Origin of the sequence: Staphylococcus sp. IVB6240, from assembly GCF_025558425.1 — a bacterium.
Taxonomy (GTDB): domain Bacteria; phylum Bacillota; class Bacilli; order Staphylococcales; family Staphylococcaceae; genus Staphylococcus.
Genome location: NZ_CP094718.1, coordinates 359,972 through 381,874 on the forward strand (window position 1 = coordinate 359,972; position 21,903 = coordinate 381,874).

19 protein-coding genes are annotated in these 21,903 nt (G+C 35.6%); 15 read left to right on the top strand and 4 right to left on the bottom strand.

Annotated features, from left to right (window positions below; translation table 11 throughout):
* Positions 1 to 53: 53 nt before the first annotated feature.
* The gene (tagD, locus tag MUA88_RS01755) at positions 54 to 452 is read left to right on the top strand and encodes a glycerol-3-phosphate cytidylyltransferase (protein WP_262604443.1); all 399 of its coding nucleotides are present in this window, start codon (positions 54 to 56) and stop codon (positions 450 to 452) included.
* Between the two features lie 41 nt (positions 453 to 493).
* Here tagD and pbp4 read toward each other — a convergent pair whose 3' ends face one another.
* Positions 494 to 1,768: a penicillin-binding protein PBP4 gene (gene pbp4 / locus MUA88_RS01760; protein WP_262604444.1), complete on the bottom strand. Its 1,275-nt coding sequence runs from the start codon at positions 1,766 to 1,768 to the stop codon at positions 494 to 496.
* A gap of 224 nt (positions 1,769 to 1,992) precedes the next feature.
* Between pbp4 and MUA88_RS01765 the strand changes: the two genes are divergently transcribed.
* Positions 1,993 to 3,723 carry an ABC transporter ATP-binding protein gene (locus tag MUA88_RS01765; RefSeq protein ID WP_262604445.1) on the top strand — a complete coding sequence of 577 codons (1,731 nt, stop codon included), beginning with the start codon at positions 1,993 to 1,995 and terminating at the stop codon, positions 3,721 to 3,723.
* Between the two features lie 42 nt (positions 3,724 to 3,765).
* Here MUA88_RS01765 and MUA88_RS01770 read toward each other — a convergent pair whose 3' ends face one another.
* The 3 genes from MUA88_RS01770 to MUA88_RS01780 are packed head-to-tail and all read right to left on the bottom strand — an operon-like array spanning position 3,766 to position 6,164.
* The gene (locus MUA88_RS01770) at positions 3,766 to 3,987 is read right to left on the bottom strand and encodes a FeoB-associated Cys-rich membrane protein (protein WP_346014892.1); all 222 of its coding nucleotides are present in this window, start codon (positions 3,985 to 3,987) and stop codon (positions 3,766 to 3,768) included.
* Positions 3,941 to 5,935, bottom strand: a complete 1,995-nt coding sequence (gene feoB / locus MUA88_RS01775) for a ferrous iron transport protein B (RefSeq protein WP_262605684.1) — start codon at positions 5,933 to 5,935, stop codon at positions 3,941 to 3,943. Before feoB ends, MUA88_RS01770 begins: the two co-directional genes overlap by 47 nt.
* On the bottom strand, positions 5,928 to 6,164 hold the full coding sequence (locus tag MUA88_RS01780) for a FeoA family protein (protein WP_262604448.1): 237 nt from the start codon (positions 6,162 to 6,164) through the stop codon (positions 5,928 to 5,930). Before MUA88_RS01780 ends, feoB begins: the two co-directional genes overlap by 8 nt.
* Before the next feature lie 433 nt (positions 6,165 to 6,597).
* Here MUA88_RS01780 and MUA88_RS01785 point away from each other — a divergent pair, with 433 nt between their 5' ends.
* The 13 genes from MUA88_RS01785 (at position 6,598) to MUA88_RS01845 (ending at position 21,669) form a co-directional block, all read left to right on the top strand.
* Positions 6,598 to 7,824, top strand: coding sequence for a NupC/NupG family nucleoside CNT transporter (locus MUA88_RS01785; RefSeq protein ID WP_262605685.1), 1,227 nt, complete (start codon positions 6,598 to 6,600; stop codon positions 7,822 to 7,824).
* A gap of 339 nt (positions 7,825 to 8,163) precedes the next feature.
* A complete protein-coding gene (locus tag MUA88_RS01790; RefSeq protein ID WP_262604450.1) occupies positions 8,164 to 8,997 on the top strand; it encodes a YitT family protein in 834 nt (277 codons plus the stop codon).
* 472 nt (positions 8,998 to 9,469) lie between these two features.
* Positions 9,470 to 10,273, top strand: coding sequence for an ABC transporter ATP-binding protein (locus MUA88_RS01795; RefSeq protein WP_262604451.1), 804 nt, complete (start codon positions 9,470 to 9,472; stop codon positions 10,271 to 10,273).
* A gap of 21 nt (positions 10,274 to 10,294) precedes the next feature.
* Positions 10,295 to 11,296: a FecCD family ABC transporter permease gene (locus MUA88_RS01800; protein WP_481906568.1), complete on the top strand. Its 1,002-nt coding sequence runs from the start codon at positions 10,295 to 10,297 to the stop codon at positions 11,294 to 11,296.
* The gene (locus MUA88_RS01805; RefSeq protein ID WP_262604453.1) at positions 11,293 to 12,309 is read left to right on the top strand and encodes a FecCD family ABC transporter permease; all 1,017 of its coding nucleotides are present in this window, start codon (positions 11,293 to 11,295) and stop codon (positions 12,307 to 12,309) included. The genes MUA88_RS01800 and MUA88_RS01805 overlap by 4 nt, the downstream gene beginning before the upstream one ends.
* A 100-nt stretch (positions 12,310 to 12,409) precedes the next feature.
* Positions 12,410 to 12,910, top strand: coding sequence for a hypothetical protein (locus tag MUA88_RS01810; RefSeq protein WP_262604454.1), 501 nt, complete (start codon positions 12,410 to 12,412; stop codon positions 12,908 to 12,910).
* 183 nt (positions 12,911 to 13,093) lie between these two features.
* Positions 13,094 to 14,488 (top strand): MDR family MFS transporter, encoded by a 1,395-nt coding sequence (locus MUA88_RS01815; RefSeq protein WP_262605686.1) that lies wholly within the window; start codon positions 13,094 to 13,096, stop codon positions 14,486 to 14,488.
* Positions 14,489 to 14,885: 397 nt separating this feature from the next.
* Complete coding sequence (locus MUA88_RS01820; protein ID WP_262604456.1) at positions 14,886 to 15,953, top strand: YkvI family membrane protein; 1,068 nt, start codon at positions 14,886 to 14,888, stop codon at positions 15,951 to 15,953.
* Positions 15,954 to 15,995: 42 nt separating this feature from the next.
* Complete coding sequence (locus tag MUA88_RS01825) at positions 15,996 to 17,024, top strand: alpha/beta hydrolase (RefSeq protein ID WP_262605687.1); 1,029 nt, start codon at positions 15,996 to 15,998, stop codon at positions 17,022 to 17,024.
* Between the two features lie 194 nt (positions 17,025 to 17,218).
* Positions 17,219 to 17,899: a response regulator transcription factor gene (locus MUA88_RS01830; protein WP_262604458.1), complete on the top strand. Its 681-nt coding sequence runs from the start codon at positions 17,219 to 17,221 to the stop codon at positions 17,897 to 17,899.
* Positions 17,886 to 18,905 (top strand): sensor histidine kinase, encoded by a 1,020-nt coding sequence (locus tag MUA88_RS01835; protein WP_262605688.1) that lies wholly within the window; start codon positions 17,886 to 17,888, stop codon positions 18,903 to 18,905. Before MUA88_RS01830 ends, MUA88_RS01835 begins: the two co-directional genes overlap by 14 nt.
* 105 nt (positions 18,906 to 19,010) lie before the next feature.
* On the top strand, positions 19,011 to 19,772 hold the full coding sequence (locus MUA88_RS01840) for an ABC transporter ATP-binding protein (RefSeq protein WP_262604460.1): 762 nt from the start codon (positions 19,011 to 19,013) through the stop codon (positions 19,770 to 19,772).
* The gene (locus MUA88_RS01845) at positions 19,762 to 21,669 is read left to right on the top strand and encodes an ABC transporter permease (protein WP_262605689.1); all 1,908 of its coding nucleotides are present in this window, start codon (positions 19,762 to 19,764) and stop codon (positions 21,667 to 21,669) included. The genes MUA88_RS01840 and MUA88_RS01845 overlap by 11 nt, the downstream gene beginning before the upstream one ends.
* Positions 21,670 to 21,903 lie beyond the last annotated feature (234 nt).

Genomic DNA, 21,903 nt, shown 5'->3' on the forward strand with positions numbered 1-21,903 from the left:
ATCGTTATGCTATGATTTTACTAACATATGAATGTATTGAAGGAGTTGTAGAGATGAAACGCGTAATTACTTATGGAACGTATGATCTTTTACACTATGGACACATAGAATTATTACGCCGTGCACGTGAATTAGGTGATTATTTAGTTGTGGCCTTATCTAGTGATGAATTTAATCGTATTAAGAATAAAAAATCGTATTATGATTATGAACAGCGCAAGACGATGTTAGAATCTATTCGATATGTTGATTTAGTCATTCCAGAAAATGATTGGGAACAAAAAGTAAATGATGTAGAAAAATATGAAATTGATACATTTGTTATGGGTCATGATTGGGAAGGTGAATTTGACTTTTTAAAAGACAAATGTGAAGTTATTTATTTAAAACGCACAGAAGGTATTTCTACAACGCAAATCAAACAAGAACTATATGGCAAAGATGTTAAGTAATAAAAAACGTTCTTCTCGAGGAAAATCGAAAAGAACGTTTTTTATTTACGTAAATGTGAAATGACATAATATATAAGGAGACTAAGTAAAACGACTGAGAAAAAAAGACCGAATACGGTGAGTATTGGATGTGCAGACCAACTGGATTCTACAATTGATTTAGAATTGTGAATAATAGGTCTTTCTACTTTTACAGTAGGAGGGCCATATGATTTTGAAATAAATTTTCGGTCATAGTTAATATGAACTTTTCCGTCTTCAACAATAAATTGATAATGATCTTTCATATTTTTAGGTACAACATCATAAAAATCTTCGGTCACATAATACTGTGTGCCGTTAATATCATGTTTACCTTTTGAGAGTATTTTACGATATTCATATTGATCAAATAAATAGTTAATAGTACTAGCATTGATCATGTCACGCTGTTCTTCGCCACCTATAGCGTAATAATCACCTACACCCATAATGACACTATGTAAACGGAAGTTTCCACGTTTTGTCGTTACAGTACTATTATAATCTGCAACATCACTAGAACCTGTTTTTAAACCATCTGTTCCTGGTACACTCATATTTGCACCTTCTAAAAGATGATTATAAGTATAGTAAGTAACACCATGTTGTGTTGGAGCAATTTGTTTCGTAAACTTTAAAATATTTGGTGTGTCATGCACAACTCTTTGTGCTAAAATCGCATAATCATGTGGAGAAGTAACGGTATCAGATTCAGAACGATAACGTTTAGGTGCATAATCTAGTAGTAATCTATTTTCTGCACCTGTCGGATTCACGTAATGTGTATCACTCATGCCAAGATCTTTTGCAGTTGCATTCATTAGGTCCACAAAATCAGATGTATTATCCGCAACAAGGTTCGCTAGAATAAGTGAAGACGCATTGCTTGATGCTGATACGGTAATCTGTAAAAGTTCTGCGACAGTATATGTCTCTCCAGGATAAAGCTTGGTATTACTTAATTCTGGCAATGTTGACATACGGTAGTGCTCATCCGTAATGTTCACTGTATCCGTTAGCTTAATTTTTCCTTCGTCTACAGCTTTAAGTGTTAAGTACATGGTCATCAATTTTGTCATAGAAGCAGGATCCCATTTTTGGTTCCCTTCATAATTGTAAAGTATCTGTCCAGTCTCACTAATACTTACCAGACCAACTGGTTGATAGCGTTCATCGACAGAATAACCTGCTTGTTGTGCAATATCGACAGGTGACAGTGTGTTTGCCTCTACGAAAGGTGTTATACTGAAAGTAGCGAAGAATACAATGATGATAGTGGATAGTATCTTTTTCATTTAAATCTCCTTCTAGGTGCATATAAAATGCAAAAATAACATACTTATATTAGCATATTTATGTATGACATTGAAATTTTCAATGATTATGACATTGATTTATTTCATTAACATTAGAAGAGTTATGGGAATATGAGAATACTTAAAGCGGTTAGACAACCGTCACACTGACGTGAGAGTGCGTGGTGTCTTGGGAGAATTTTATGTAATGAGGTATATCTAATATGGAATCAAATAATCCTTTAATTTATTTGCTTAAGAAGATTTCTTGGCCTGTTGGATTGATTATTACGGCTGTTGTGATTTCATCTTTAGGCAGTTTGAGTGGCTTGTTGGTCCCTTTATTTACTGGTCAAATGGTTGATAAATTCACTTTATCATCTATTAATTCTTTATTTATTGGGGCACTGATTGCCGTTTTTTTACTAAATGCTATTTTAAGTGGTGTTGGCTATTATTTACTTAACAAGATTGGTGAGAAGATAATATATGCCATTCGTTCAGTTTTATGGCAACATATTATTCATTTAAAAATGCCCTTTTTTGATCAAAATGAAAGTGGGCAACTGATGAGTCGTCTGACGGATGATACAAAGGTGATTAATGACTTTATTTCACAAAAGTTACCCAATCTTTTACCATCTGTCATCACATTGATAGGCTCTTTTATCATGCTGTTTATACTTGATTGGCAAATGACATTGATGACATTTATCACGATTCCAATGTTCATTCTTGTGATGATTCCTCTTGGGAGAGTCATGCAAAAAATTTCGCGACATACACAAAATGAAATTGCTGAATTCAGTGGTTTGCTTGGTCGCGTACTAACTGAGATGCGCTTAGTAAAAGTATCAAATACAGAGAAAATAGAGCTAGAAAAAGCGCATAAAAATTTATCAGAGATTTACCGACTTGGTTTAAAACAAGCTAAAATTGCTGCTGTTATACAACCAATAACTGGGATTATTATGCTGGCAACAATTGGTATTATTCTTGGTTTTGGTGGCTTTCGCATAGCGTCTGGTGCTATTTCAGCTGGGACGCTTGTCGCAATGATTTTCTATGTATTAAATTTATCAATGCCATTAATAAATTTATCTACATTGATTACTGATTATAAGAAAGCTGTAGGAGCAAGTAGTCGTATTGATGAGATATTACATGAGCCTTTAGAAAATATTACATTACCAGATGATGACCATCCAATTACTACAGGTGATCTTGTATTTGATCATGTTGATTTTGGCTATGATGAGCAACCGGTGCTTAAAGATGTATCATTGCGTATTCAACCAGGTAAAGTGACGGCTTTTGTTGGACCATCTGGATCAGGTAAAAGTACGATATTTAGCTTGATTGAACGTATGTACGATGTCACACGAGGTGATATTATTTATCATGAGAAATCTATTTATGAATTATCATTAACTGATTGGCGTCGTAAAATTGGTTATGTCATGCAGAGTAATGCGATGATGAATGGGACGATTCGAGATAACATTTTGTATGGTATTGATAGAGAAGTGTCTGATGACGAATTGATACATTATGCACGTTTAGCACACTGTCATGACTTTATTATGGCATTCGATCAAGGCTATGACACGATTGTTGGTGAACGTGGGTTAAAGCTTTCTGGTGGCCAAAGACAACGAATCGATATAGCGCGTAGCTTTGTAAAAAATCCAGATATCCTTTTGTTGGATGAAGCAACAGCAAACCTAGATAGTGAAAGTGAAAGAAAAATTCAAGAGGCTTTAGAAACACTGATGATGAATCGCACAACAATAGTCATCGCACACCGATTATCAACGATTAAGAAAGCAGAGCAAATTGTTTTTCTAGATCAAGGTCGTGTTACAGGTGTTGGACGTCATGAAACCTTGATGCAAACACATGATAAATATCAGCAATTTGTAGAAACGCAAAGTTTGACGAAACAAAATATGTAAAGACATCCCCCTAGTGCTGGTATGGCAAGAGGGGGATGTTCATTAGGATTGTAAATGTTTTGGAAGGCTTTCTGTTGGACAGTGTTTGTTACTTTCGCAAGCGCTGCATTTTCCTTGTTTAGAACGTTTGACATAACGTACTAAGACAAAGACAGAGTAGCCTACAATAAGTGCAAGAAGTATTAAATTAATCAAAAGTGTCATAATATATACCTCCTTATATAAAGAGTGAACCGATTTGATAGATTGCCATTGAAATGACATATGCGATGACGAATGGGTAAGTACCAGCGAATAATGTCCACTTCCATGAAGTTGTTTCTTTACGAATAGCAGCGACTGTTGCTAAACATGGCACATAAAGTAAGATAAATACCATAAATGAATAGGCAGATAATGCTGTGAAGTGTGTTGCGACCATTGAAACAAGCGCATCATCATTCACCGCATAAATGATCGCCATGGCACTTACAATAACTTCTTTTGCTAGGAAACCTGGAATTAAAGTTGCAGCTGCTTGCCATGAACTAAAGCCAAGTGGTACAAGAATTGGAGCAATGGCTGCACCAATCATATGTAGGAAGCTTTCTTCAATTGGTACATCAAGACCATTTTGACCTGCATAGTTAAGCAACCAGATAATCACTGAACCTGCAAAGATAAATGTCCCTGCTTTTTTAACAAATCCTTTCCCTTTTTCCCAAGTACTACGCCACAATGTTTTGATTGATGGCAGACGGTAAGGTGGGAGTTCTACGACGAAAATAGATGTGTCTTTTTTTAGGATAGTTTTTGATAAAATCCAACTGACGATAAGAGCCACAATAATACCTAGTACATATAAGCTTAATACAACAAGTGCCTGATTTTGAGCGAAGAAGATACCCACGAACAAAGCATACACAGGTAAACGAGCTGAACATGACATAAATGGTGCAATAAGGATGGTTGTTAGACGCTCTTTTTCCTCTTCAATACTACGTGCTGCCATAATCCCGGGAACGTTACATCCAAAGCCTATAATCATAGGAATAAAAGATTTACCGTTCAAACCAAAACTTTCCATAATACGGTCCATAATCACGGCAATACGTGCCATATAGCCTGAGTCTTCTAATAGTGAGATAAAGAAGAATAGGACTAAAATTTGTGGGACGAAGACAAGTACGCCTCCTACACCAGCAATAATCCCGTCAGTGACTAAGTCTTGTAGTGCTGGATAAATACCAATGGTAGACATCAAATCTTTAGTGAAGTCTGTGAGTGGACCACCAAAAAATTCATCTAGACGATCAGAAAGTGGGGTACCGACCCATGTAAATGTTGTTTGGAAAATCAGCCACATAATACCTAAAAATATAGGAATACCTAGTATTTTATGTGTTAATAAGGCATCTACACGCTCAGTAAGATGATGTTTATGTGCATCAGGATATGACACAACACTTGAGAGTGTTTGATGAATATAATCTTGACGATATGCTTGTATTTGTTGAGCAATATCAGCCTCACTAAGAGATGATGATTTACTAATTGTTTGATTGAGTTGCCCACATAAATCTGGACCTAGATACGTTTTGACGGCTGGATTACCTAATAGATACTGTATTGCTAAAAATCGATAATGTTTACGATCTAATGTTAGTGTGTCAGGAAGCGATGTGATAAGCGCATGGATCACATCTTCAATTTCTTGGCCGTAATCAATCACTAATGGTCGGCTGGCAGAGATATGATGATCACTGAGTGCTTTTAATACATCACTGCTCCCTTTTCCTGTACGTGCAATAACTGGAATAATGGGTGTTCGCAATTGTGTCATTAATTTTTGATGATCAACACGGATACCGCGTTTGCTCGCAACATCTACCATGTTAAGCCCAATAAGTAGTGGTGCACCAAACTCCATAAGTTGAACTGTCAGATTAAAGTTACGCTCAATCTGTGCAGCATCGATAATATTTACCATGCCATCGAATTGTTCATTTAATAAATACGTTGTGACAACCGTTTCATCTCGTGAAATGGGAACAAGATCATAAATCCCCGGTAAGTCGACTAATTGTCCGGCATTTTCTTTAAGTTTTCCAAGTTTCTTCTCAACAGTTACACCACTCCAGTTCCCAACATATTCATATGAACCTGTGAGGGCATTAAAGAGAGAGGTTTTTCCAACATTTGGGTTACCTAAAATACAATATGTGCTACTCATAGTGATGCTCCAATCGAATGTTGCAAGCATCGCAATTTCTTATACAGATTTGTTGGCCATTGATATTGAGTGTACATGGGCCTTTAAATAATCCTTTTTGATGAATTGAAATTTTACTGCCTTCCATACAACCTAGTGCACGCAAACGGTGTTTTAACTGAGGGTTACTCATATTTAAAGATTTAATACGATAGGGTGTACCTACTTCAGCGTTTGCTACATGAATCATACGATCACCTACTCTTTACATATATAATGATAATCATTTTCAATTATAGAATACGTCTATTTTAAGTAGGATGCAATAAGAATTTGTGATTAAATGTGTAAAATTATCGAAAAAATAATGCGATTTCATATCATCTTTTAAAATATTGATATGTGGATGTTTATCTTAGTTTTATAGTTGGAATTAAAGGATATGTTAACGTTTTCGTCTATTGTTTATATAAATATGTATTGATTTTCTATAAAAGTAGTTTTAATAGAAAGTCTTAATTCTTTTTGAGGAAAATAAAGTATAAGTATTGAGAATCGTGTTGTCTGTTTCTAGTATCGTGTTTTTTGAATTATAGCGTTTACAAATTGTATTTTCACAAGTTCTGTTGCATGGTATAATTGCTTTGATTTAAATACATTAGAAGGATTAGAGGTATGAGGTTATGTTCTTATTAATTAATATCATAGGCTTGTTGGTGTTTTTAGGTGTTGCCGTTATTTTCTCACGTGACCGCAAAAACATTCAATGGGGTTCTGTGGGTGTGTTAATCGTATTAAACTTAATCTTGGCTTGGTTTTTTGTATATTTCCCAGGAGGCACATTTGTTGTTGAGAAAGCAGCGGCAGGTATTTCTTGGTTAATTGATGCTGCTTTTGCGGGTATTGGCTTTGCATTTGGTAGTTTTACAGCAAACGAACAAATGGATATGGCTGTCAGTGCATTAATGCCGATACTACTTGTAGTACCATTATTTGATATTTTAATGTACTTAGGTATTTTACCACGAATTATTCGAGGTATTGGCTGGGTGCTTGCTAAAGTAACGCGCCAACCAAAGTTTGAATCATTCTTTGGTATCGAAATGATGTTTTTAGGTAACACAGAGGCGCTTGCGGTTTCTAGTGAACAATTGAAACGCATGAACGATGCACGTGTGTTAACGATTGCGATGATGTCAATGAGTTCTGTATCAGGTGCAATTGTCGGTGCTTATGTAACGATGATTCCAGGTGAGCTAGTGTTAACAGCGATTCCATTGAATATCGTCAATGCGATGATTGTTTCATCTATCTTAAATCCTATCAAAATCGATCCCGAAGAAGATGTTGTATATGACTTGCGTTCGAATGAAGCACGTCAACCATTCTTCTCATTCTTAGGAGACTCAGTATTAAATGCAGGAAAACTTGTATTAATCATCATTGCATTTGTTATTAGTTTTGTTGCTCTTGCTGAATTAGCTGACCGTTTAATTCACCTAATTACAGGTGGTGTTGCTTCTATTATGAATATCAAAGGCAGCTTTGGTTTAGACCAAATTTTAGGTGTATTCATGTGGCCAGTTGCATTACTTTTAGGGCTACCATTTGAAGAAGCGTGGCCAGTGGCACAACAAATGGCTAAAAAAATTGTGACAAACGAATTTGTTGTGATGGGTGAAATTGCAGGAGAAGTAAATGACTATGATCCACATAGACGTGCGATTATTTCTACTTTCTTAATTTCATTCGCAAACTTCTCAACAATTGGTATGATTATCGGTACATTAAAGGGAATTGTAAAAGAAAGTACCTCAGATTTTGTATCTAAATATGTTCCGATGATGTTATTAGCAGGGATTTTAGTGTCATTATTAACAGCAGGCTTTGTAGGATTATTTGCATGGTAAACATAAAATAGTGAAAAGCACACATAGGATGGAGGTCCATCACATGTGTGCTTTGTTATTTACGCAAAAATAAAAAGGTAGGTACTCGAGCTAATACCTACCTATGAGCAAAACTATTCTCACTATAAACAACACAAAGGAGATATCCTATTTGTTGTATAAAACAACGAATAAGGTATCTCTAATTATACATAGAGGTAATGAGTAAGTAAACTAAAAAATCAGAAAATTTAATACTTTTTAATTTTTTAGTTAAAAATTTTTTCGGGATTTCGTTTTGTGTCCAAATTGTGATAATATGGCTTATGATAGCGTTAGATAAAGGGAAGGTGTGATTGGGTGAAACGTACAGTCAGAGATTTAATATTGGTCCTTGTGGGCTCGTTTATATTTGCATTGGGTGTCAATGCTTTTATTATTTCTGGAGATTTAGGTGAAGGTGGCGTGACAGGTCTTGCAATTATTTTGTACTATGCATTCCATATTTCACCAGCCATGACGAACTTTGTGGTGAATGCGATTCTTATCGTAGTGGGCTACAAGTTTCTAAGTAAGCGTAGTATGTATTTGACAATCGTTGCGACCGTGTTAATTTCACTGTTTTTAAGTTTAACTGAAACATGGCAAGTACACACAGAAAATATAATGGTCAATGCCGTATTTGGTGGATTATCAGTTGGACTGGGGATTGGTGTTATTGTATTAGCTGGAGGTACAACAGCAGGGACAACAATTTTAGCGCGAATTGCAAATAAGTATTTAGATGTGAGTACACCTTATGCACTACTCTTTTTCGATTTGATTGTTGTACTTATTTCATTAAGTGTGATTCCATTAGACCGCGCATTGGTGACGGTAATCAGTTTATATATTGGTACGAAAGTGATGGACTTTGTTATTGAAGGGCTTAACCCGAAAAAGGCGGTAACTATCATCTCTAAATCACCAGATCGTATTGCTAAAATGATTGATGAAGATATTGGTCGAGGTATTACGATTCTGAACGGTCGTGGTTATTTCTCAAAAAGAGATACAGATGTGTTATATGCGGTTATTAGTAAAACACAATTGTCTCGTACGAAGCGATTAATTCGACAAATTGATGAGGATGCGTTTGTCGTAGTGCATGATGTTCGAGATGTCTATGGTAATGGTTTCTGGGTAGAAGATTAAATATAATAATTGAACGGATATAAAGGATGCATGTGATATCATGTGTCCTTTTTTTTGGGTTTATTTGACGTTGGGAGTGGACGACGAAATCTTTGTTACTATCAAAGATTTCTATCTCATCCATCAAGACGACTCGAATTTTTGACGGGGCACTACGACAAAATTATTGTAAATATTCATGGTTTTTATCGTACGCCCAAAGGTTTTAAAACGCATTTTCACTTTAGACACCTACTGCCGTGATATTGATTGCTATATTCAAAAGGAACGAGCTAAGTGCTATGTCTCAGCCTTGTCTTGAACGGTGTCAATCTATTTAACAGCACATAAATTTATTATGTCTTAGACTACGCCATACAGTTAGTCAAAAGATAGAAAAAATGATATAATACTTTAATATGATAATCATTCTCAATAAGATTTAAAGTAGTGATATAAATGAGATGCATGAGATATAGAAAGAGGGAGAACAATGAGCAGATTGACAGGTAAAGAAGTCACAATCGGTTATGGGGACCGTGTCATTGTAAATAATTTAGATGTCGTGATTCCAGACGGTAAGATTACGTCTATCATTGGGCCAAATGGCTGTGGTAAATCAACATTACTAAAAGCATTGTCACGCTTACTTCAAACAAAGAACGGTGAAATTTTACTTGATGGTAAGAATATCCAAATGCAACCGACGAAAGAAGTGGCAAAAAAAATTGCGATTTTACCGCAATCACCAGATGTTGCAGATGGTTTAACAGCAGGTGAATTGGTATCATATGGACGTTTTCCACACCAAAAAGGTTTTGGTCGATTAAGTGAACAGGATAAAGAAGAAATTGACTGGGCTATGCGTGTGACAGGGACAATTGATTTTAAACATCGAGCAGTTAATGATCTGAGTGGTGGGCAAAGACAACGTGTTTGGATTGCAATGGCATTAGCACAAAAAACGGATATTATTTTCTTGGATGAACCGACAACATATTTAGACATTTCACATCAATTAGAAATTTTAGAGCTTGTACAAGAATTAAACGCAGAACATGGTACAACGATTATTATGGTATTACATGATATCAACCAAGCAATTCGTTTTTCTGATCATCTCATTACGATGAAAAGTGGTCAGATCGTTAGACAAGGTGAAACACAAGATGTGTTATGCAATGAAATTCTAGAAGAAGTATTCAATATTGACGCAGAATTGAGTACAGACCCTAGAACAGGAAAGCCAATGTTAGTGACTTATAATTTATTATGCAAGCATTATGATAAAGCATAAAATGTGCAGAGGAAAACTATGATGAATAGAAACCAAAAGCGTCAACTTAACTTTTCGATACAACTTATTTTAAGTATCGTTATCCTGTGTGCATTGTTTATACTCTCTATCGTTTTAGGAGAGGCTCGTGTACATTTTCCGACAATTTTAGAAGCGATTTTACACTATGATCCTACAAACCAGGTGCATAATGTCATTTCGGAAATTCGTATTCCTAGAAATATTGGAGCTGTATTAGTCGGTATGGCATTGGCGACTTCTGGAGCTGTTATTCAAGGTGTAACAAAAAATGGATTAGCAGACCCTAGCTTAATTGGCTTAAATGCAGGGGCTGCTTTTGCTTTGGCGACAACATTTGCATTTTATCCAGGTGCACCATTCTTAGTGTTGATTTTTGCTGGATTCATCGGAGCCGTATTTGGTGGTATGCTCGTGTTAATGATTGGTTCTTCCAGACGTGATGGCTTTCATCCAATGCGATTAATACTTGCCGGTGCAGCCGTGAGTGCATTGCTTACCGCGTTGAGTCAAGGGATTGCATTAATATTTCGTCTGAATCAATCGATTAATTTTTGGAGTGCTGGGGGTGTTTCAGGTACTAACTGGCAACAAGTCTGGATGAGTGCTCCTATTATCTTTGTAGCAATTCTTCTATTAATGTTGATGAGCAGACAATTAACCATTTTAAGCTTGGGCGATACACTGGCATCCGGTTTAGGACAGAACGTTAAAACGATTCGAATATTCAGTTTGTTATTAACTATGTTGTTGGCAGGTATTTCTGTTGCAATGGTAGGGCAGATTGCATTTGTAGGACTCATTGTCCCACACATTGTCCGTTTTTTAGTAGGGACAGACTATGTTAAAGTATTACCGATGTCAGCGGTATTAGGAGGAAGTCTCGTATTAGCAGCAGATGTCTTGGCACGAATGCTTGGTGAAGCACCAATGAGCGCGATTATATCATTTATCGGAGTGCCATACTTTTTATACCTTATTCGTAAAGGAGGGCGCACGATATGATACAAGCCAAGCAAAAGTTACGACAACGTATTACATTATTCAGCGCTCTTGTTTTGTTAATAGCGGCTATTATTTGGAGTATGACAACAGGCGAGTACTCGATGTCTTTCTCTCAAATCATACAAACATTGTTTGGTAAGGGCTCATATGCAGATGAATTAATTTTGATAGATTTTCGACTCCCACGCATTTTCATCACATTACTTGCAGGTATGGCATTAAGCATGAGTGGTGCAATATTACAAAGCGTGACTAAAAATCCGTTAGCAGAGCCGGGGATTTTAGGTATTAATGCAGGAAGCGGTTTTGCGATTGCATTATTTATTGCGATTGGACATATCAATGCAGACCAGTTTATTTATATTTTACCGTTTGTAAGTATGATAGGTGGTTTGTTGACAGCACTCTTTATCTTCGTATTCAGTTATAGTGGGGAAAAAGGGTTATCACCGGCAAGTATGGTATTGGTTGGTGTAGGTATTTCAACGGCACTATCTGGTGGTGCACTTACAATCATGTCAACATTTGATAGAGATCAATCAGAATTTATTGCGACATGGTTTGCTGGCAATATTTGGGGCGATAGTTGGCCATTTGTATGGGTCTTCTTACCTTGGTTGTTATTACTTGTGCCGTATCTCTTTTATAAGTCAGAAACACTCAATATACTACATACAAATGAACATACAGCAATTAGCTTAGGTATTTCATTAAACAAAACACGCTTTCTTTTAGTATGTATTGCAGTGATGCTGTCTTCTGCAGCAGTGTCTGTTGCAGGTTCGATTGGTTTTATCGGATTGATGGGCCCACATATTGCAAAATCAATTGTAGGTCCACGACACCAGTATTTTTTACCGATTGCTTTGATTATTGGTGCGCTTTTATTAATTGTATCTGATACGATTGGTAAAGTAGTTCTTCAACCAACAGGAGTCCCTGCAGGTGTTGTAGTTGCAATCATTGGTGCACCATACTTCCTCTACCTGATGTATCGTACACGTGCTCTTTAATAACAATAATGCGATTGTTAAAAAAAGCGGTATGAACATAAAATATATGGTACACTAATAATATTGAATATAACGACAGGATATTTTTAGGAGGAGCGCCATGAAAGATTTAATTAAAAACCATGTGTTAAACGGTGAATTTGAATCAGTGAAACATTTAATGGCTGCAACAGAGTTCCTAGAATTTGAAGAAGCATTTATCTCAAGTGCCCACGATGAAGAAAGTGTTATGTATTACACGTGTTTACTGGATATGATTAAAGAACGAGAAACATCAGAAATTCATGATTTAGCTTTCTTATTGCTTGTATATCCCTTGAGTGAAGTGCCCGGTGCACTAGATGCAGCGTATTATCATGCAGAGGCATCCATTGAATTGACAAATGGTCAAGAAGTCAAAAGCTTGTTGCAGATGTTATTGTTACATGCGATTCCGGAACCTGTGATATCTGATAAACAAGCATTTAATACTGCAAAACAGATATTGAAACTAGACCCGAATAATAAAGTAGCACGTAATATATTGAAAGAAACAGCGAAACGAATGGATCAAGTAGTTGTTGATTTTGATCAAATAGCAGAACATAAAGATGCAAGATAATTTATTTTAAATAGCTAAGTAGTGTATTACACATTTATGGACATGTAATACATGCTACTTAGCTATTTTTTTAGTCTGATAAGTATACTCGAGCATTCAACTTTTCTTTTAATTATCAAATATGTATAATGGCAAAGTTACTTTAAATTTAAGGAGAAAATAAAATGGCAGAACAAAATAATAATGGCGGTCTTTTTAGTAGGAGCCTTTTTTATGATTTTAAATGAGACGTTGCTCAATATTGCATTAAAAGAGTTGATGGAGCAATTCAATATATCTAGAGCAACTGTTCAATGGATGGCAAGTGGATTTATGATGGTTATAGCAATTGTGTCTCCATTGTCAGCTTTAATTATCCAATGGTTTACAACTAGACGATTGTTTTTATTCATTATTGTTATATTTACGATAGGAACATTTATCGCAGGTATGGCTGTGAACTTCCCTATGTTATTAACAGGGCGTATGATCCAAGCAATAGGAACCGGTCTCATTATGCCTTTAATCATGAACACCATGTTAATGATGTTTGATGCATCTGTACGTGGGCGTGTCATGGGACTTTTTGGTCTCATTATTATGTTCGCACCAGCCATTGGACCTACATTATCTGGTGTGATTGTAGACTATTTAGGATGGCGTTGGTTATTCTTTATTGTCATTCCATTTATGATTTTCGCATTTATTTTTGGATGGCGTTATCTTGAAAATGTTGGTGAAGTAACACGTCCTAAAATTGATGTTTTGTCTGTTATTTTATCAACAATCGGAATTACAGGTGTGATTTACAGTATTTCGATGGCAAGTGATATGGATATCTTATCTGCACAAATACTTGTTCCATTTGTAATAGGACTTATTGCGGTAGTAATTTTTATTCGCCGTCAATTAAAACTGGAAATACCTATTTTAGATTTCCGTGTACTACAAGTTCGTAACTATCGTCGTGGTATGTTAATCTTTGTCATCGTAGTGATGAGCCTATTTGCTTCTGAAATTGTGATGCCAATGTACTTACAAGGGCCTATGGGCTTTTCAGCTAAATTAGCCGGCTTAATTTTATTGCCAGGTGCTTTACTAAATGGTCTTTTATCACCAGTTATGGGAAGAATATTTGACAGTATTGGACCTCGTAAAATGATTCTCCCAGGACTTGTAACGTTATTAGCAGTGATGATTTTCTATACAACGATTCATCCAGGTGTACCTGTTTGGCAATTTATTGTAGCTTATATGTTACTGATGGTAGCAGTGGCAGCCATTATGATGCCGTCAAGTACAAATGGTTTGAATGCATTACCTATGGACAAATATCCACATGGCACAGCAATTTTTAATGTATTACAACCACTTGCAGGTTCTGCTGGTATTTCTGTCTTTGTGGGAATTTTGACAGCAGTTCAAAACAACGAAATGAGCAAGCATGCACAAGTAACACAATCCGTACAGAATCATGCGATGACTGCTGGTTTACATGCAGCATACTTATTTGCAATTGCACTGATTGTGATTGGCATTGTAATTGCTGTGACACTAACAAATTCAGCAAAAGAAAGTAAGCAACAAGTAACAGAATAATATTTAAATACGTAGGTGAACAATATGACTTTCGGAATTGATCATCTACGTATTTTTTAATTATTGAATGAAAAATAAAGTGAGTACCAATGTGAATAAGTGTATAAAACCATTTTAATACCCTTTTTGTAACTAAATACAATAAAAAACAAGTAAAATCAATTCATTTGATATAGTTAAAATAAAAACAGCGTATTTTTATACGATAAAAACATCTATTTATGTATTGATATACATATTCATGTATGAATAAAGCTCTAAAAATCTATTTAATACTACTTCAATCTCTTTAATATCAAGGGGTTTGGGATTTTTGACAACCTTGTTAAATTTGAAATAAATCGTATATTATGGTTTAATGTTTAACGTGTTTTGCAAATCGAGGAGGTCAAAACAGATGCAAAAATATAGAGAAGCAATCAAAATTGCTTTTGCTTATGTCGGAGTTGTGGTAGGTGCCGGCTTTTCAACAGGGCAAGAAGTACTACAATTCTTTAGTAAATACGGTATATATTCATACATTGGTGTGATTATTTCCGGGATTATTTTAACCTTCATTGGACGCCAGGTTGCTAAAATTGGAACGGCGTTTGATGCAGACAATCATGAAACAACACTAGAATATTTATTTGGGAAAAAATTTGGTCTTATTATTGACTATGTGCTCATTCTATCGTTATTTGCTGTAACGATTACAATGATTGCAGGTGCAGGCTCAACATTCCAAGAAAGTTTTAACGTACCAGTATGGTTAGGTGCGTTGATTATGTGTGTGCTTGTGTATTTAACATTATTGATGGACTTTAATAAAATTGTTGGTGCGTTAGGTCTTGTGACTCCAGTATTAATCATACTTGTTGTCATTATCGCAGCGACATATCTATTTAAAGGTTCTATTTCATTCTCACAAATCAACGGTGTCGTAGAAGAACCGAGTCTTCTAATGGGGATTTGGAAAGGATTTAACTATGGTGGTTTAGCTTTTGCTGTTGGTTTTAGTACACTTGTTGCTATCGGTGGAGATGCTTCAAAACGTATGGTATCAGGTATGGGTGGCCTCATGGGTGGTATTGTTTACTTAGTGTTATTAGGATTGATTAACTTTGCGTTGCAATCAGAATATCCAAGTATTGAAGGTTCAGCCATTCCAACACTTGTATTAGCAAATAATATTTCACCAATCTTAACATTCATTCTTTCTATTGTAATGCTTGCAGTTATGTACAATACTATTTTAGGATTGTCATATTCATTTGCTGCTCGTTTTACAACACCATATTCTAAAAAATACTACATCATGATTTCTATTATTGTGCCACTAGCATATGCGCTAAGCTTTGCTGGATTCGAAGTATTAATTGAGTATGTATACCCAATTATGGGGGCAATCGGTTTAATTATCGTTGCAGGTGTTGTTGTAAAATACATCTATAGAAAATCTCAAGATAAGAAATTTATTGCTTAATCATAAAGGTATGTTACAATTTCCGTGAAAGGAAAGATCGTTATGACATACCGAAAAAAAAGATGGTTTATCATTACTTTAATCATTTTATTTGTCGTAGCCGGTCTCGTTACCGGCTATTTTTTTATACAGCAAAAAGAACAAAAGACAAAACATAAAGCAGCTGTACAAAATAAAAATGTTGAAGCTTACACAGATATTACATATATGTCTGGTTTGCCCAACAGCCAATTAGATATTTTAATGCCAAGTCGTGTAAATGCAAACGATAAACTGCCTGTCATTTTTTGGGCACATGGCGGAGGCTTTATTGCAGGAGACAAACAATATAAAAATGCTTTGCTTTCTCACATTGTTGAGAGAGGTTACGTGGTAGTAAATGTGAACTATGCTTTAGCACCTGAATATCAATATCCCACGCCTTTGATGCAAATGCGTCATGCGGTTGATTTCATTAAGAAGAATGAACGCAACTTGCCGATTGATTTGAATCAGGTCATTATTGGTGGAGACTCTGCAGGTGCACAAATTAATAGTCAATTTGCAGCTATCCAGACGAATCCGATGTTGAGGCAGCAAATGGATTTTCCACAGCAATTCACACCGAAACAGATCAAAGGGGCCATATTTTTAGGTGGTTTTTATGATATGGAGACAGTAAGAGAGACAGAATTCCCACGTATTGATTTATTTATGAGAAGTTATACAGGTGTTAAAGACTGGGAACACCAGTTTAAAAAGATTACTGAGATGTCTACAGTGGAACAAGCGACAAGTCAGTATCCTGCCACGTATCTATCTGTAGGTGATGCTGATCCATTTATGACACAAAATGAGACATTTGCAAAGGTATTGCGTGAACATGATGTAGCAGTAGACACACATTTTTATGATGGCTCACATGAATTAAAACACCAATATCAATTCCATTTAGAGAAAAAGGAATCTAAGGAAAATATTAGACGTATATTGAGTTTTTTAAGTCGACATACGAAACAAACACAGCGTGATATTTCTGAAGATAGTACACCACATACAGAACTTAATTTAAATCCATATGATACAAACTAATATGTAACAGCACTTATTCACTTGGAGCTAAGATGTAGAGGGGAATCGATAACCGCGTATTCCTAAACATGAATGGCTCACTTTTGCGAATAGGTGCTTATTTTATTTCAAATTTGTGTGTGATTATGTAAGACTTTTTGAATTAAAAGGACTATATTAAATATATGTCATAGACCTGTTTAGGAGGGAACCTAATGAAGATTCTATTAGTTGAAGATGATGAAACATTGTGTCAGCAAATTATTGATGCACTTGTCCAATGGGATTTTGAGGTGATTCCAGCAACAGATTTCAGTCATGTACTACAAACATACATACAAGTCGCACCACAAATTGTCATTATGGATGTGACGTTACCAAAATATGATGGTTTTTATTGGACAAGACAAATTAGAAGTCAATCCAATGTACCTATTGTCTTTCTTTCATCGAGAGATAACCCAATGGATCAAGTGATGAGTATGGAATTGGGAGCAGATGATTATATGCAAAAGCCATTTCATATGCCTGTACTTATTGCGAAGTTACAAGCTATTTATCGACGTGTTTATCAATACAATCAAGAAACAAAGCGGACGTTGATGTGGCAAGGATGTGTTGTTGATTTAACAAGAGATTGTATTGAACGCAACGATCAATGTATCACACTATCTAAAACAGAAATGTTGATTTTAGATGTGTTGCTCGCTAAAAAGAATCAAATTGTATCACGTGATGAGTTGATGACAGCATTGTGGGATGATGAGTCGTTTGTCAGTGATAATACACTCACAGTAAATATTAATCGTTTGCGAAAAAAATTGCGGATATTTGATATGCAACAAGCGATTGAAACAAAAGTAGGAAAGGGTTACATGGCACATGAAACACTTTAAATGGACTGCAATCTGGTTGCGCGAGCGTTATGCATGGATCATGTTGCTCATCTTATTAGATATGATCCTGATAGGTGTGGGTTATTTAGATCAACGTATGTCGATAGATAGTGCATGGTTTGTATTAGGGTTGCAAGTGATTGTGGGTAGTTTTTATTTGATTTTCATGTATATTAAAGAAATAAAGTTTTATGAGAAGATATCAGAGGGTGTCGATATTCGTGAAATCCATCATCGAGACTATGCAGAAAGTCCTTTCGAAAAATATATCCTAGATTATTTAGAAAATAAGCTCGTAACGCAGAAACAAACGTTAGAAGAACAACGCCATTGGTTGAATATGAATGAGCAAGCAGTGACAGAGTTTGTCCATGATATTAAAACACCCGTGACTGCAATGAAGTTATTGATTGAACAAGAACCCGATTTTACGAGACGACAACAATTAATGTATGAATGGTCTCGTATTGCTTATATGTTAGATCAACAGCTCTTTTTATCACGGCTTAATCATCAAGCCCATGATATGTTTTTTGAAGTCACGCAATTACGCCAATTAGTGGTTGAAGAAGTGAGGGAAACACGCCACATTAGTATGCGAAAAGGTTTAGGATTTGAAATAGACGTACCATCGGAGATAGAAGTTTATACGGATAAACGATGGTGTAAAATGGTGATACGCCAAATCATTTCTAACGCGGTCAAATACACGAATACAGGAGATATCGTCATTCGGGGTGTTATAGAGGACGCGCATGTCTCACTGTCGATAGCAGATAAAGGGTGTGGTATTCCACCACATGACTTACCGAGAATCTTTTCTCGTGGTTTTACAGGGGATATTCCTGAAACAGAAAATGCATCGGGTATGGGATTGTATCTTGTCGATAGTGTCAAAGAGGCGTTAGGACTAACCATTGATGTACAGTCAGAGGTTGGGCATGGTACATCAGTGACATTATTCTTTTCAAAACAGAATCAACATACGCAACGCATGTCAAAGTGACAAAATTGTCACATGAGTCATGCGTTTTGTTATATGATTCAAACGCAATAAATGGTGGGAATCGGTATGATAAATGTAACAAATACGAAAAGGAAGTGAAGCCACATGTCTATTTTAAATGCTAAGCATGTGACAAAAGTATACGGAAATCATCATCAATCATTTGAAGTGTTGAAAGATATTAATCTCGAGGTAAAGCGTGGTGGCTTTGTATCAATTATGGGGCCTTCAGGGTCAGGTAAAACAACCTTACTTAATGTACTCAGTTCCATTGATTATGTAACAAATGGCCAAATTGAAGTAAATGGTCAAGATATTACACGTATGTCGAATAAACAATTATCAAACTTCCGAAAACAAGAAGTAGGATTTATTTTTCAAGATTATAATGTACTTCATACACTAACTGTTCGAGAAAATATCATGTTGCCACTTTCAATAATGAATTTGAGCCGTACTGAAAAAGAACGTCGATACGAAGAAGTAACAGCAGCATTAGGTATTCAAGAAATTGGGGATAAGTACCCTAATGAAATCTCAGGTGGACAAAAGCAGAGAACGGCAGCCGCACGTGCACTTATCGGAAAACCAGCCATTATCTTTGCTGATGAGCCGACGGGAGCACTTGATTCAAAGAGTGCACAAGACTTGTTAGTTCGTCTTGAACAAATCAACCATGATATGGGAACAACGATTGTGATGGTCACGCATGATCCTGTTGCAGCAAGTTATTCAGATCGTGTCATTATGTTAAAAGACGGTCGAATCCACACGGAACTCTTTCAAGGAGATAAGACAACCGCACACTTTTATCAAGAAATTATTCACAATCAAAGTGTATTAGGTGGTGTCACTTATGAGCTTTAATCAAATCATTTTTAAAAACTTAGCACAAAATCTGAGACATTATGCCATATACCTTCTCTCTTTAATCATAAGTATTAGTATGTATTTTAGTTTTGTAACGTTGAAATATACAGATGAAGTGACGGCATCAGATGGGACAGCAATGTTAGCGAAAGCGGCAAGTATTGGTGAAAAGTTCCTATTTATCATTATTCTTTTCTTTTTAATGTACGCCAATCGTCTTTTTATTAAAAAGCGTGCAAAAAGTTTTGCCCTATTCCAATTGATTGGCCTTTCTCGTAAAGACCTCATGCGTATGTTAGGTATTGAGCAACTGGCTATTTTTGTCTCAACAACCCTTGTCAGTATCATTATCGGTATTTTCGGATCTCGTTTACTACAACTCATTGTTAAAAAATTTATGCACATCCCTATCGATATTAAAATGGGGATTCAATTAGAAGCGGTTGTTGTAACATTAGTGCTTGTGATAAGTGCATGGTTGTTAATTATGGTTCAAAGTTTCATCTTTATTATACGCCGTTCTATCGTACAATTAATGAGTGATGTACAAAAATCAGAAGCAACGACATTCCGCATCACATTGTGGGAAGTTATTTTCGGTATACTTGGTATAGGGATGATTGGATCAGGTTATTATTTATCAACAGTGATGTTTGAAACGGAATACTTAATTGGTGCGATCTTTTTTGTGGCATTGGGTATTTTATTCTTAACGGTGATAGGGGCTTACTTTTTCTTTAGAAGTTTCGTGTCACTTGTCTTTAAAACATTGAAGACATTCAAAAAAGGAAATGTGACAGTAACAGATGTCGTGTTCACATCATCTATTATGCATCGTATGAAGAAAAATGCATTTTCGTTAACACTTATTGGAATTATTTCAGCAATTACGATTACTGTTTTATCATTTGCAGCATTAGGTCAATCAAGTGTACAAAAAAATGTAAATCTAACATCACCTTATGAATACACATATTTTGATACAAATTTAGCGGAGAAATTTGAAGATGCTTTGAAAGAGAAAAACATTCCATACAAGAAATATGCGCAACACCTTATTGAAATGCCTATTAAAGGGAAAGGACATAAATTAGGCGAATACTTTGATGTGACACCTCTTATGCGTGATTCAGAATTAGAAGAAATTGATGTTGCGCCAGGAGAAGTACAATTTGTTAATATGTTTTCAATTACAGAAAAGGGTGTAAAAGTTGAAGAAGGGAATCAAGTCGTCTTAGGTAAAGGAGACCACCAACAGACGTTAAAAGTGAGTAAGATGACGAGTCAAAACTATATTGCTAACAACCTGTTATTTGGTTCACCTGTTGCTGTAGTGAATGAAAAGACATTTAAACAACTTGAACCAGCTAATGCAAATAACAAAGAAACGCCAAAACGTATGCAAATAGGCTTTGAATTAAAACAAGATAAGGATAAGCATTTGGCGAATGAATTGAATGGACAGTTCAATAAGACAAATCCAACACCACGCTCTGCTATTGAGAAAGAGTCATTAGCATTTACAGGTATGTTTATTTTTGTGAGTAGTTTCCTTGGTATTGTTTTCCTTATAGCAGCAGGCTGTATCATTTATATCAAGCAAATGGATGAGACGGATGATGAAATGCACAATTATCAAATATTACGTAAAATCGGCTATACACATCAAGATATGACGAAAGGTCTAGCACTAAAAACACTTTTTAACTTTGGTCTACCACTGATTATCGGTTTATGTCATGCATATTTTGCTACTAAAGCTTTTAATGTTTTGGCGGACAGTCCGAATTTGGTACCTGCATATATGATGATGGTTATTTATTCTGCAATCTATGCGGTATTTGCGATTATCGCATTTATTCATGCTAAAAGAACGATTAAATATACTACTTAAATATTTGTATAGTCAATAAAACATACTAAGATTAGTGGTGAAGAAATCTACGACGGTAGGTAACTTCACTACTTTTTTATTTACTAAAATTTGCCAATAGCGCATTATTTGAGTTTATGGAATAGTAGTAGAGAGAAGTACTCCGAACAGCTCCGAGGGTCAACGAATCCGTATAAAAAACTGGAGAACTTCACTCTCCTTATTAATTCGATTTTAGTATGTTGGGTCCAGTGA

What these genes read in the sequence shown, in the direction of transcription:
- tagD (WP_262604443.1), top strand. Translation starts at nt 54, where the DNA reads ATGAAACGCGTAATTACTTATGGAACGTATGATCTTTTACACTATGGA.
- pbp4 (WP_262604444.1), bottom strand. Translation starts at nt 1,768, where the DNA reads ATGAAAAAGATACTATCCACTATCATCATTGTATTCTTCGCTACTTTC.
- MUA88_RS01765 (WP_262604445.1), top strand. Translation starts at nt 1,993, where the DNA reads ATGGAATCAAATAATCCTTTAATTTATTTGCTTAAGAAGATTTCTTGG.
- MUA88_RS01770 (WP_346014892.1), bottom strand. Translation starts at nt 3,987, where the DNA reads ATGTCATTTCAATGGCAATCTATCAAATCGGTTCACTCTTTATATAAG.
- feoB (WP_262605684.1), bottom strand. Translation starts at nt 5,935, where the DNA reads ATGAGTAGCACATATTGTATTTTAGGTAACCCAAATGTTGGAAAAACC.
- MUA88_RS01780 (WP_262604448.1), bottom strand. Translation starts at nt 6,164, where the DNA reads ATGATTCATGTAGCAAACGCTGAAGTAGGTACACCCTATCGTATTAAA.
- MUA88_RS01785 (WP_262605685.1), top strand. Translation starts at nt 6,598, where the DNA reads ATGTTCTTATTAATTAATATCATAGGCTTGTTGGTGTTTTTAGGTGTT.
- MUA88_RS01795 (WP_262604451.1), top strand. Translation starts at nt 9,470, where the DNA reads ATGAGCAGATTGACAGGTAAAGAAGTCACAATCGGTTATGGGGACCGT.
- MUA88_RS01800 (WP_481906568.1), top strand. Translation starts at nt 10,295, where the DNA reads ATGAATAGAAACCAAAAGCGTCAACTTAACTTTTCGATACAACTTATT.
- MUA88_RS01805 (WP_262604453.1), top strand. Translation starts at nt 11,293, where the DNA reads ATGATACAAGCCAAGCAAAAGTTACGACAACGTATTACATTATTCAGC.
- MUA88_RS01810 (WP_262604454.1), top strand. Translation starts at nt 12,410, where the DNA reads ATGAAAGATTTAATTAAAAACCATGTGTTAAACGGTGAATTTGAATCA.
- MUA88_RS01815 (WP_262605686.1), top strand. Translation starts at nt 13,094, where the DNA reads ATGGCGGTCTTTTTAGTAGGAGCCTTTTTTATGATTTTAAATGAGACG.
- MUA88_RS01820 (WP_262604456.1), top strand. Translation starts at nt 14,886, where the DNA reads ATGCAAAAATATAGAGAAGCAATCAAAATTGCTTTTGCTTATGTCGGA.
- MUA88_RS01825 (WP_262605687.1), top strand. Translation starts at nt 15,996, where the DNA reads ATGACATACCGAAAAAAAAGATGGTTTATCATTACTTTAATCATTTTA.
- MUA88_RS01830 (WP_262604458.1), top strand. Translation starts at nt 17,219, where the DNA reads ATGAAGATTCTATTAGTTGAAGATGATGAAACATTGTGTCAGCAAATT.
- MUA88_RS01835 (WP_262605688.1), top strand. Translation starts at nt 17,886, where the DNA reads ATGAAACACTTTAAATGGACTGCAATCTGGTTGCGCGAGCGTTATGCA.
- MUA88_RS01840 (WP_262604460.1), top strand. Translation starts at nt 19,011, where the DNA reads ATGTCTATTTTAAATGCTAAGCATGTGACAAAAGTATACGGAAATCAT.
- MUA88_RS01845 (WP_262605689.1), top strand. Translation starts at nt 19,762, where the DNA reads ATGAGCTTTAATCAAATCATTTTTAAAAACTTAGCACAAAATCTGAGA.